Origin of the sequence: Demequina sp., from assembly GCF_049841215.1 — a bacterium.
In the GTDB taxonomy this organism is placed as follows: Bacteria; Actinomycetota; Actinomycetes; order Actinomycetales; family Demequinaceae; genus Demequina.
The window spans coordinates 213,376-225,030 of the sequence record NZ_JASGEO010000013.1 but is presented as its reverse complement, the minus strand read 5'-3'; the positions used below and the strand labels follow the sequence as shown (position 1 = coordinate 225,030).

General features: G+C 65.3%; 10 protein-coding genes and 1 tRNA gene. 9 read left to right on the top strand and 2 right to left on the bottom strand.

The features are described 5' to 3' along the window. The first annotated feature begins 22 nt into the window (after positions 1–22). The 8 genes from QM618_RS06990 (at position 23) to QM618_RS06955 (ending at position 5,226) form a co-directional block, all read left to right on the top strand. The gene (locus QM618_RS06990) at positions 23–811 is read left to right on the top strand and encodes a fumarylacetoacetate hydrolase family protein (protein WP_428096053.1); all 789 of its coding nucleotides are present in this window, start codon (positions 23–25) and stop codon (positions 809–811) included. A gap of 31 nt (positions 812–842) precedes the next feature. Then, the gene (gltX, locus tag QM618_RS06985) at positions 843–2,327 is read left to right on the top strand and encodes a glutamate--tRNA ligase (protein ID WP_428096051.1); all 1,485 of its coding nucleotides are present in this window, start codon (positions 843–845) and stop codon (positions 2,325–2,327) included. Next, positions 2,324–2,845: a GNAT family N-acetyltransferase gene (locus QM618_RS06980; RefSeq protein WP_428096049.1), complete on the top strand. Its 522-nt coding sequence runs from the start codon at positions 2,324–2,326 to the stop codon at positions 2,843–2,845. Before gltX ends, QM618_RS06980 begins: the two co-directional genes overlap by 4 nt. Then, a complete protein-coding gene (locus tag QM618_RS06975) occupies positions 2,842–3,540 on the top strand; it encodes an HAD family hydrolase (protein ID WP_428096047.1) in 699 nt (232 codons plus the stop codon). The genes QM618_RS06980 and QM618_RS06975 overlap by 4 nt, the downstream gene beginning before the upstream one ends. 49 nt (positions 3,541–3,589) lie before the next feature. Continuing rightward, entirely contained in the window at positions 3,590–4,135 is a 546-nt protein-coding gene (locus tag QM618_RS06970) for an RNA polymerase sigma factor (protein WP_428096045.1), read from the top strand. Continuing rightward, positions 4,132–4,833, top strand: coding sequence for a hypothetical protein (locus QM618_RS06965; RefSeq protein WP_428096043.1), 702 nt, complete (start codon positions 4,132–4,134; stop codon positions 4,831–4,833). Before QM618_RS06970 ends, QM618_RS06965 begins: the two co-directional genes overlap by 4 nt. Before the next feature lie 90 nt (positions 4,834–4,923). Further along, on the top strand, positions 4,924–5,130 hold the full coding sequence (locus QM618_RS06960; protein WP_428096041.1) for a hypothetical protein: 207 nt from the start codon (positions 4,924–4,926) through the stop codon (positions 5,128–5,130). A 24-nt stretch (positions 5,131–5,154) separates the two neighbouring features. Next, positions 5,155–5,226: transfer RNA gene (locus tag QM618_RS06955), tRNA-Gln, on the top strand. A 175-nt stretch (positions 5,227–5,401) separates the two neighbouring features. Here the strand turns inward: QM618_RS06955 and QM618_RS06950 are convergent. Further along, a complete protein-coding gene (locus QM618_RS06950; RefSeq protein ID WP_428096039.1) occupies positions 5,402–6,181 on the bottom strand; it encodes an SDR family oxidoreductase in 780 nt (259 codons plus the stop codon). Between the two features lie 277 nt (positions 6,182–6,458). Between QM618_RS06950 and QM618_RS06945 the strand changes: the two genes are divergently transcribed. Beyond that, positions 6,459–10,295: a hypothetical protein gene (locus QM618_RS06945; protein WP_428096037.1), complete on the top strand. Its 3,837-nt coding sequence runs from the start codon at positions 6,459–6,461 to the stop codon at positions 10,293–10,295. Here QM618_RS06945 and QM618_RS06940 read toward each other — a convergent pair. Next, positions 10,260–11,546 (bottom strand): low temperature requirement protein A, encoded by a 1,287-nt coding sequence (locus tag QM618_RS06940; RefSeq protein ID WP_428096035.1) that lies wholly within the window; start codon positions 11,544–11,546, stop codon positions 10,260–10,262. The two genes, QM618_RS06945 and QM618_RS06940, sit on opposite strands and share 36 nt — an antisense overlap. Positions 11,547–11,655: the final 109 nt, after the last annotated feature.

The following is an 11,655-nucleotide window of genomic DNA, read 5'->3' as shown; positions in this document are numbered from 1 at the left end:
GCGACGCACTACCCTGGAGGGCATGCGCATCGCACGGTTCACCACTGGTGAAGAGCCCCGCTACGCGATTGTCGATGGCGACGAGGGCAAAGAGGAGCTGGTGGTACTCACCGGCGACCCCATGTACACGCCGGGCACGATCACCGACGAGCGGATCCCCCTCACGGACAACGTCCGGTTGCTTGCTCCCGTGATTCCGCGATCCAAGGTGGTGTGCCTTGGCAAGAACTACGCAGAGCACGCCGCGGAGATCAAGGCACGCGGGCCGGCGTCAGAGGTGCCCATCATCTTCCTCAAGCCCAACACCGCGGTGATTGGGCCCGACGACCCCATCGTCATGCCCTCCTACTCGGAGGATGTGCAGGTGGAGGCGGAACTCGCAATCGTGATTGGCCGCGTGTGCCGCAACGTCTCCCCAGAGAACGCCGAGGACTACATTTACGGCTTTACCTGCGCTAACGATGTCACCGCTCGCGACCTTCAGCGCATGGAGGATCAATGGTTCCGGGCCAAGGCGTTCGACACGTCCCTCCCGCTGGGCCCGTGGATCGAGACAGAGCTCGCCCACGACGATGTCGCCATCCAGGCGCGCATCAACGGCAACGTGACGGTCAGTGGCAACTCACAAGACATGATCCTCGACGTGCCCAACGCCATCGCGATGATCTCCGAGATCACCACCTTGCTACCCGGCGACGTCATCATCACTGGCACGCCCGCCGGCGTCACGCGCATGCAGCACGGTGACGTGGTTGAGGTGGAGATCGAAGACATCGGCACCCTCCGCAATCCCGTCATCCGCCGCGACTAGCCCCACTTCCAGAAAGACACAGCCCCGCATCATGTCCGCAGTTCGCGTTCGCTTTTGCCCCTCGCCAACGGGCCTTCCCCATGTGGGAATGGTCCGCACCGCGCTGTTTAATTGGGCGTACGCGCGCCACCTAGGCGGGCAGATGGTGTTCCGCATCGAGGACACGGACGCGGAGCGGGATTCTGAAGAGTCGTACGACATGATCCTCGACGCGATGAGCTGGCTTGGCATCGACTACGACGAGGGGCCGGACATCGGCGGGCCTTACGGACCGTACCGCCAGTCGCAGCGCCGAGACCTGCACGTGGAGGTGGCGCAACAGCTCCTCGAAGCCGGCTTCGCCTACGAGTCCTTCTCCACCCCGGAGGAGGTCACCGCTCGCCACGAGGCAGCTGGCCGCCACCCCCAGTTGGGCTACGACGGCTTTGACCGCGACCTCACTGAGGAGCAGAAGGCCGCCTACCGCGCGGAGGGTCGCCTCCCCGTCATCCGCATGCGTATGCCAGACGAGGACATCACCTTCACCGATCTCATTCGCGGCGAGGTCACCTTCCCTGCGGGTTCCGTGCCGGACTACGTGATCGTGCGCGGCAACGGTGACCCGCTATATACCCTGGTAAACCCCGTAGACGACGCGCTCATGCACATCACCCACGTCTTGCGCGGCGAGGATCTGCTGTCCTCAACTCCCCGCCAGATCGTGCTCTGGCGCGCCATGGTTGCGCTTGGCATCGCCGACGCCGTGCCGACCTACGCGCACATGCCGATGGTCATGGGGGAGGGCACCAAGAAACTGTCCAAGCGTGACCCAGAAAGTAACCTCTTCCACCACCGCGACCGCGGCTTCCTTCCCGAAGGCCTGCTGAACTATTTGGCTCTCCTTGGCTGGAGCATCGCCCCCGATCGCGACATCTTCACGCGCGAAGAGCTCATCGCCGCCTTCGACATTGCGGACGTCAACCCCAACCCCGCCCGTTTTGACCTCAAGAAGGCAGAGGCCATCAACGCGGAGCACATGCGCATGCTTCCCACCGCCGAGTTCGCGAAGCGCCTGCTCCCGTACCTGTACAACGCGGGCCTCATCGGCACCACCGAGGTGACGGGCCTCACCAACCACGAGGAGGCCACGCTCGCCGCCGCCGTGCCGTTGGTTCAGACGCGCATGACGCTGCTTGGCGAGGCGCCTGGCATGCTTGGTTTCCTCTTCGTTGACACGGCAAGCGTGGTTCTTGAGCCCGACGCTGTGGCTAAGTTGCCGGAAAACGCTGCGGAGATCTTGGACGCGGCTATTGGCGTGCTCGAGGGCCTGGAGGACTTCTCGCCCGAGGCGCAGCAGGCCGCGCTCAACGAGGTGCTCGTGGAGCAGATGGGCATCAAGCCGCGCTTCGCCTTTGGGCCTCTTCGTGTGGGCGTGACGGGCCGGCTAGTCTCGCCGCCGCTGTTTGAATCGATGGAGATTCTTGGCCAGCACCAGTCCGTTGAGCGCCTCAAGCGCTTGCGGGCCACGCTGGCGTGAGCGAGCTCGCACCCTGGGACAAACCCACCCTCGTGGGTGACCTCGTCACGCTCCGTCCCTACGCTGCGGAGGACGCTGACGCCGCGTGGGAGATGGTCAACGATCCCGAGGGAAGGGCGCTGACACTCACCACCGCGTCGTTCACTCGCGCGCAGATCGCTGACTGGGTGGGCACGCGCGCCGACGCCCCAGACCGGCTGGACCTCGTCATCGTCGAGAACGCGACAGGGGAGTTCGCTGGTGAGGCTGTGCTCAATGAGGTCTCCGCCGCCGATGCGAGCGCCAACTTCCGCATCGTGTTGCGCGGTCCCGCATGGTTTGGGCGTGGGCTCGGCTCCGAGGCAACGGACCTGATGGCGCACCACGCGTTCTCGCACGTTGGCCTGAGCAAGCTCACGCTCGACGTTCGCGAGGACAACCTCCGCGCCATCCGCGCCTACGAGAAGGCTGGGTTCGCGCGCACGGGACAACTCAGTGAGGAGGGTGTGGTGTGGATCCTGATGGAGCTGGCCGCGTGATCCGCGCCGTCCTCTTTGATGTTGACGACACCCTCGTGGACACCCGCGGCGCCTTCCGCCACGCCCTCACCACCGTGGCCGCGCACTACCTCACCAACGTGCCGAGCCCGGAGGAACTCACGCACACCTGGCGCACGGATGCGGGCGGTCACTATCGCGCGCACACGCGCGGGGAGATCGGCTATCGCGAACAGCGCATGCGCCGCGCCAACGAACTCCACGCCATATATGGCGGCCCCACAATGGATGACGACGCCTACGACGCCTGGAACGACGACTTCGAGCGCGCGTTCCAAGAGGGTTGGCGCGCGCACGACGACGCCAAGGCTTGCCTCGACGAACTCGACGCCCGCGGCATCGCTTACGGCGCACTGAGTAACGCAGCGGTCGCGTACCAGGAACTCAAGCTCGCCGCATGCGGCCTTGAGCGCGTCCCGATGCTCGTGGGAGTGGACACGCTGGGCTACGGTAAACCAGCTCCCGAAGTCTTCGCGCTCGCGTGCGAAAAGCTTGGTCACGCCCCACAGCACACCGCGTATGTCGGCGACGAGCTGGACATCGACGCGGTCGCCGCAGCCCAAGCCGGCCTCACGGGAATCTGGCTTGACCGCATAGGCGACCACGCCGTCGGGCATCCCGGGCACGTCATTAAGGTGACATCGCTGACGGAACTGAGGCACGCTACAACCAAATAGGCGGGCACTGCGTCGAACCTTTGTAGACGCGACAGAAAGCGAGTGCAGCGTGGCGAAGTGGGCCGAGGTGATGGAACAGGTGGTGCGTGAGCGCCGCCCCGCACTCGTCGGCTACGCCTTCCTCGTGTGCGGATCGCGCTCTGACGCGGAAGAGATCACGCAAGAGGCGATCGTGCGGACGTTCGCTCGCGGCCGCGCCAAGACATCTGTCGCGCAGGCAGAGGGCTACATTCGCCGCGCGATAGTCAACGAAGCAATTGACCGCTCCCGGCGCCGCAAGGTCGCCGAGGCGCGGCGCACCTTGGTAGCGGTGCCCGACGCTGTGGCTAGCCACGCAGGGACCGTTGCCTCGGACGCGTACTTGGAGTATCTCCTCAGCACGCTTGCCCCTCAGGAGCGTGCCGTGGTGGTGCTCAAGTACGTGGACGACTTAACGGTGGCGCAGATTGGCGCCGCCATGAAGCTCGCAGATGGGACCGTCAAGCGGTACCTGTCGAACGCGGCAACGAAGCTGCGCGGGCTCGTCGAAGACGATGCGGCAGAGGTGGCCGAACTTCATGTTCGCGCAACCGTTATCGAGGGAAGGTACGCATGAACGAGTTCAGCAACCGGCTGGGCACGCTCGCCCAGCATGTGGGCACGGAGTACGCACTGACGGCGCCGGATGACTCCGCCGTGCTGGTGCGGAAGGCGCGCAGGGGCCGCGTGGTGTGGACCGGTGCCGTTGGCACGGCGTCGCTCGCGTCCGCGGCGGCCATCGCGGTGGGAGGCAGCGCGGCTGCTGGCAGCGTGTTCAACTCCACCGCGGAGCCCGCACACCACAACGTGCCGGCTGTGACCACCGACTCTCCTTCGCCAACCGTGACCCCCACCGATGAGGTGTCGGTGGCACCCGCACCCGTCGTCACCCCCAGCACCGATCCCAGCCCCAAGCCCACCAAGAAGGACAAGGGCGAGAAGTCGGAGAAGTCCCAGCACAAGTCGTCGGAGAAGAAGAAGGACGCCGAGAAGGCGTCCAAGTCCGGCAAGGGCGGCAAGGGCGACAAGGGCTCGTGCGGCGACGGCAAGGGCGGCACGTCCGGCAAGGGCAAGGACAAGGACAAGGGCACCGAGGGCGGCACCTCCCGCGACAGGGACAAGGGTGGCGACTGGGGCTCGAAGGGTGACGGTAAAGGCTCCGAGGGCTCTGGCGACACCGGCTCCGGTGAGTCTGGGTCCGGCGACAAGGGCTCCGGCTCCACCGAGTCCGGCACTGGCGGAACCGAGGTTGGTGGCGCCTCCGCCGAGGGCTAGACGGCCCGCACATTGACTGTGCCGCCGCGCGCGATCACCACCCGCATCGACTCGCGCGCGGCGGCGCTACTGTGTCTGGTGGAGGCCAGCATGGGAGCTATCAACCGCGAATGGCATGCCGCGAACCGCATGCCCGCACACCCTTCTCGCCACGAGCGCGCTCAGTGGCACTTTGAGCACGCGAACGCGTGCGGGTGCCGCACTCCGAGCCCGGCGGAGCGCGCACTCATCGACGAGTATGCGGCGGCGTCGGCGACCGCGCCGGTTTTGGGTGAGCCGCCCGAGGCGGTACAGTAGGTACCCGGTTCCGCGAGGAATCATTGGGCTATGGTGTAACTGGCAGCACGACTGATTCTGGTTCAGTTAGTTGAGGTTCGAATCCTTGTAGCCCAGCTCAAAGCCCCGCTTTCGCGGGGCTTTTTTGCTTCCCCTCCCAACCCGTCGCCCAACCGCCCTCCACACAAAGATGACGTTCGGGCGTTCTGGCCTCAGCGTCGGGCCTGGTAGTTGGCCCGACGCTACGTGCCACCCAGCAAAATGTGTGGACGGGAGCCGTGGCTGGGTTTGGTCACCACACGGAATCGCCGCGGATGACGACGTCGGAGCCGCCGTCCACGAAGATCACCTGACCACACAGGTGAGAGTTCTCCTCGCTCGCGAGCCACGCGAGCAGCCGCGCCACCACGATGGCTTCCGCGAAGCCGTTGAGAGGCATCGGCACCATGGCCGCAAGGCCGGCCTTCGCCTCCTCGGTCTGCATGAGCGGCTCCACCATGGGGGTCAGGATGATGCCAGGCGCCACCGCGTTGAGCGGGATGCCCTCGCCGGCCCACTCCTTGCTCGCGGCGTTGCGGCGAACCCACCTGCAGAACCCCACCTTGGTGGAGGAGTAGATGAGCCGTCCGTGCTCCTGATCCGCGGCCAAGATGTCCGCACGCGCGAGCGCGGCGGGCTCGTTGTTGGCCACGAGATCCTCGACCAGTTCGTCGTCCACGGGCATCAGGCTCGCCATTGACGCCACGCCAACTGCGCGGGGAGCGTCGGACTCATCCAGCATGGGCCGCAGCCGCTCGAGCGTGGCGACCATTCCAAAGTAGTTGACTCCCACCGTCTCAACGGAGGGGGTTGCAAGGCCGGCGACGGCGATGATCGCGTCGATACGGCCCCCAGAGAGTTCGCGAACGCGCTCTGTCATGCTTGCGCGGCCGGACTCCGTCGTGAGATCCACCACGATGTCTGCATCGTGGATGTCGACACCGATCACACGGTGTCCTTGGGAAGCGAGCAGGTCGGCGGTTGCCTTTCCAATGCCAGACGCCGACCCGGTCACCACATAGGTGCGGGTCATGTTGACACCTCCTCGTTGAGGCCCCTCGTGCTTTCCACGCTAGAAGCGCAAGCTCACGATTTCATGGGACCTTGGGCCCGCGTCTCCGGCCCGACGGCCTGCCTAGGTAGCTGTCTTGGCTCGCCTTTGTGTGCCCTTTATCAGGTTTCTTGCCGCGATGCATTGCTGATGTGGTAAATCGGGCGCGCGCAAGTGTGCGACTTGGTTATCGGCGTTTCAACCGTTTAGGGTGACCTCAGCGGTCCGAGACGCGGGGCGCGTCCGGAGGGTATGTATCTTGAACGTTCGCACTGCTGCGCCGTCCATCGTCCACCGTCTCATCGCTTCCGCCGCCGCGGTGCTGGTCGCCCTTGTGGGCGTTCTTGTTGCGGCTCCGGCGCAGGCCGCGGGGACGCGCACCATCAGTGGCACGTTCACGATTCCGGCGTCCGGGATCGAGAGCTGGTGGGCGGAGACCGTCTACATCACCGCCTACGACTCCGAGGGCGACTGGGCGGGCACGGTCGATGTTGACTACACCGCCAAGACCTTCTCCCTCACGGGCCTCGAGCCCGGTGTCTACAAGCTCGAGTTCGGCGCCTCGCTTGTGGACCACGACTCAGACGGGTATTGGGAATCGGCGAACTTGCTGTCGCAGCCCAATGACGCGCCAACGGTGGTTGATGTCACGGCGGGGGACCGCACGAACGTGAGTTACGCGTATGTGGCAGGTTCCACTGTTTCCGGCACCGTCTCGCTTGCTGCGGGCGCCGATTCGGCGTGGAAGTCCGAGTTGTACGCGCAGGTGAGCATTCCTGGGCCCGAGGGGTGCAACTGCGGCGACTCGATCGACACAAAAGTGGACCCGGTCACCGGTGCCTACGTCATCCGCGGCCTCCCCGCCAAGCAGCTGACCGTCTACTTCGCTCCCAAGAGCGGAAGCACAGCCAACCTCATCCCCGAGTTCTACAACAACGCGTACACGTACGCGGACTCGACAAAGCTCGATTTTGCGACCGGCAACAAGACGAACATCAATGCCACCCTCGAGCTCGGAAAGACGATTTCGGGAACGGTGTCGCTGCCTGCTGGTGTGTCCACGGACGCGCTCCGTGGCATTTACGTATACGCGGAGGGTGACCTTGGTCAGTTCCGTGCCGCAGCCGTCAACACCACAACGGGGGCCTACACGGTCTACGGCTTGATCCCCGACAACTTCACACTTGAGTTCGCCTCGAGCAACTGGAGCGATGGGCCCGACACCGTCTACACGCCATTGGCCTCGGTGTACTACGGCGGTGCGTACACCGCGGCTAGCTCCACCAAGGTCAACGTGACCACGGCGAACGCCACCGGAAAGAACATCACCATGCCGGTGGGGCGCACGATTTCTGGCACCGTGACCCTAGGCTCAGGGATCGACGCAGCATGGAAGCCATATCTCTCTGTCTACGCGGAAGGCACGAATGGCGCGTACCGTTCGGCACGAGTCGATGCGACCACTGGTGCCTACACCGTCAAGGGGCTCGCGCCCGATACCTACACCGTCAACTTTGCGAGCATCGGTCGCACGATCGATGGCGAGTGGAACGACGGCAACTTCGCCTACGAGTACTACAACAACAAGCGCAGCCCCTACGCGGCCGACTCAGTAAGCGCGATCGCTGGGAATGTCACGGGCATCAACGCAACGATCGACGCGCAGGTTGGCAACCGCGAGTTCTGGGTCACGCCTACCCCCACGATCTCTGGCACCGCCAGTGTCGGATCGACGCTTGCGGCGGTCGCCGGTACGTGGGAGCCGTACACGACCTCCTTTGGATACCAGTGGAAGCGTGACGGAGCGAACATCGCTGGCGCCACGAGCGACACGTACGCGGTGACCCAGGCGGATGCGGGTGCCTCGATCACCGTCGCCGTGACCGGCGCTCGCGATGGCTTCACCTCGGTGAGCAAGACCTCGGCGGCGCTCGCAATTCCCGCGTCCGCCTATGTGGCGGCCCCGTTGCCCACCATCACGGGCACTCCGGCCACGGGCCAGACGCTCACGGCAAACACCGGCACGTGGAACCCTGTGCCGGCGTTCTCGTACCAATGGAAGCGCAATGGCGTGTCGATCGCCTCGGCCACGTCATCCACGTATGCGCTGACGGCAAGCGACGAGGGCACGACCATCACCGTCGATGTCACTGGTGTCAAGGCCGGGTACGTGAACACCACCAAGACCTCGGCGGGCCTCTCGATTCCCGGCCCATTCACGGCCGCCCCGGTCCCCACTATTTCGGGCACGCCCGCGGTGGGGCAGGCTCTCACGGCCGTTACCGGCACGTGGAACCCGGCGCCTGATTTCACGTACCAGTGGAAGCGCAATGGCGGCAACATTGGCAGCGCCACCTCGTCGTCGTACACGCTGACGCCTGCAGACCTTGGGGCCACGATCACGGTTGCTGTGACGGGGACGAAGGCCGGCTACATCACGACGTCCAAGACTTCTGCTGGTTCTGTGGTGGCTGAGGGTGCGTTCGCGTCCGCGCCCGCGCCTACGGTCACGGGCACCTTGATCGCGGGCAATGTGCTGACCGCGAACGTGCCAGCATGGACACCCACGGCCACGTTCACGTACCAGTGGATGCGGGGAGTCAACCCGATTGCCAGCGCAACGGGTTCTACCTACACTCTGACGCTTGACGACATTCAGCAGAACATCTCGGTCAAGGTGACAGGCACGGCCACCGGCTATGCGGCAACGACCGCGCAGTCCGCGGGTCAGTTCGTCAACTACGGCCAGTTCACTAACTCCGCGTCGCCCGTGGTCAGTGGTACCGCGGCCGTTGGTGAGACCTTGAGCGTCACCACCGGTTCGTGGACGCCAACGCCCAACGCGTACGTCTACCGCTGGGTGCGGGACAACCAATACATCGCTGGTGCCACCGCGTCCACGTACATTTTGCAGGCGGCCGACGCTGGGGCTGAGATCTACGCCGAGGTCACCGCCACGAAGTTTGGCTACCAGGGCGGAACCAAGACCTCCACCCCGGTTGAGGTGGCGGGCCAGACGTTCACGGCCACTCCCGCACCGATCATCGCGGGCACCGCCAAGGTGGGGTCAACGCTCACCGCGCAGGCGCCCGTGTGGGAGCCCCAGGCGGATGCGTTCACGTACCAGTGGCTGCGCGATGGCGTTGCCATTGACGGCGCGACGAACGCCACATACGTCCTCACTGTTGCCGACTACGGTCACGCCATCTCGGTGAAGGCCACGGGCGACAAGGCGCTGTACACGAGCACCGCTGCCACGAGCACGCCCACGGTGACCGTCGCCGCGGGTTCGTTCACCACCGTGCCCACACCCAAGATCAGTGGCAGCACCTACCTTGGTGCCACGCTGACCGCAACTGCTGGCACGTGGGTGCCGGCAGCGTCGACCCTGAAGTACCAGTGGTACCGCAGCGGCTCGGCAATCTCCGGTGCTACGGCAAAGACGTACAAGCTGACGTCGTCGGATTCGGGCAAGAAGATCACCGTCAAGGTGACCGGCTCTGCGACCGGCTATGCGACGGCGTCGAAGACCTCGTCCTCGCTCACGCTGTCCAAGTTCTTTACCAAGACCGGTTCCGTGGCAATCTCGGGCACCGTCAAGGTGGGGTCCACGGTCACCGCGTCCAAGGGCACGTGGTCGCCGACCCCGTCGAGCTACTCGTACCAGTGGTACCGCGACGGTGTGGCGATCTCCGGCGCCACCAAGTCCACCTACACCGTGAGCACCGCCTCTGCCGGCAAGAAGCTCACAGTCAAGGTCACCGCCAAGCGCTCCGGCTACGCCTCGCAGCCCAAGACGTCCGCGGCCAAGACCGTCGCCTATGGAACGTTCAAGACCGCGCCAACGCCCAAGATCTCCGGCACCGCAAAGGTGGGTTCCACCCTGAAGTTCACGCGTGGCACGTGGTCGCCCACCCCGTCGAGCTACTCGTACCAGTGGTACCGCTCTGGAAGCGCGATCTCCGGTGCCACCGGATCGTCTTACAAGCTCACGTCGAGTGACAAGGGCAAGACGATCACGGTCAAGGTGACGGCGAAGAAGACGGGCTACACCACCACGTCACGTACCTCGGCGAAGACCTCCACCGTCAAGTAGGCGCACACCCAAGCCGGCGGCGACCCCAACCGCCGCAGCAAGGATCCAGCCCACGGCGCCGGCGCGCACGGACTCGTGCGCGCCGAGCACCACGGCACCCGCCACGAGTAATGGTGCGCCAATCGCGAGGGCCGGTCCCCAGCGTCGGGCGGTGCCGTTGAACAGGTGAGCGAGGCCGCTGAGCAGGCCGTACGCGCCGATGCCAATCGCGAGCATCCACGCCGTGTGGACGCTCGCGGGCTCGCCAGGTTCCTCGAGGAGCTTGCCGAGCGCCGCCATCAACGTCACGAGGCTCATCGCCACCACCAAGTGCCCCAGCCACATGGCGCGCGGAGGAATGGCCGATCCCGGCAGCAGTGCGATTCCCGCCGTTCCTCTCAGCACCGAGACCACGAACAGTTCGCATACCAGGGCGAACGCGCCAAGGGTAGAGATCAGCAAGGCGCGATCCCAGTGCTCGGCAGCCGCCGCTGCCACGGTGAGCTGCACAATCCCCTCGCCGAGCACGATGAGCACAAAGAGACCCATACGCTCTGCGCGGTGCGCCTCGTCGCCGGTGAGAGCCGTGATGGTGGTGGGGATCTCGCGTCCTCGGTAGCGGCCGGATTCGAGCGCCTCCGCGCGCCTCACAGCGCGCCGCGAGGAACCCTGGTTCTGCGGAGCCCGCTCAAGACGGCGCTTGCGCATCGCAAGGGAGTTATTGAGCCGCTCCTGCGCCTGCGCCACGCGCTTCTCGCCGGATTCCGTGGCGAGCACCCACAAGTCAAGCACAATGCCAACGGCCCACCACACATACCTGGCGTCACCTTCAATCCAGATGGACACGATCCACGGGATCACGCCTATGCTCGCCTGCACGATAGGCATATCCACGACCACGGAGGCCCTGGACCACGGGCGCGCGACGATGAGGCGGCCCACCACGAACGCGATCGCGAAGACGCGCGCATGATCGTCGTAGATGCCCGGAACCGCGGCCGCCATGGTCCCCAGCACGGCCATGCCGGCGAAGAGCACCACGAGCGAGGTGTTGTCTGCGCGCAGGTTGCCGTAGGTGGTGACCGATGCCCACAGAATCCAGAAGGCGGCGAACGTTACGGCGAGCACCCCAACGTGTTGCCAGCTCTGGTCCTGCTCCAGTTGTTGAGCGACAATTCCCACGCCGGCAACCGCCACCAAATCAAAGAACAGCTCTGGCCATGACGCGTGCCGCTCGGGTTCGTGAGAGGGCGGTACCGGGGCTTCGCTCATGTGCTCATCTTGGCCCACGGGCACCACGGAGCGCGGATTGGCGCAGCGGGGGTCGCGTCCGGTACAGTTGGTACTCGCGTTCGCCGCCCGTGAGGGTGCAACGCAGCTA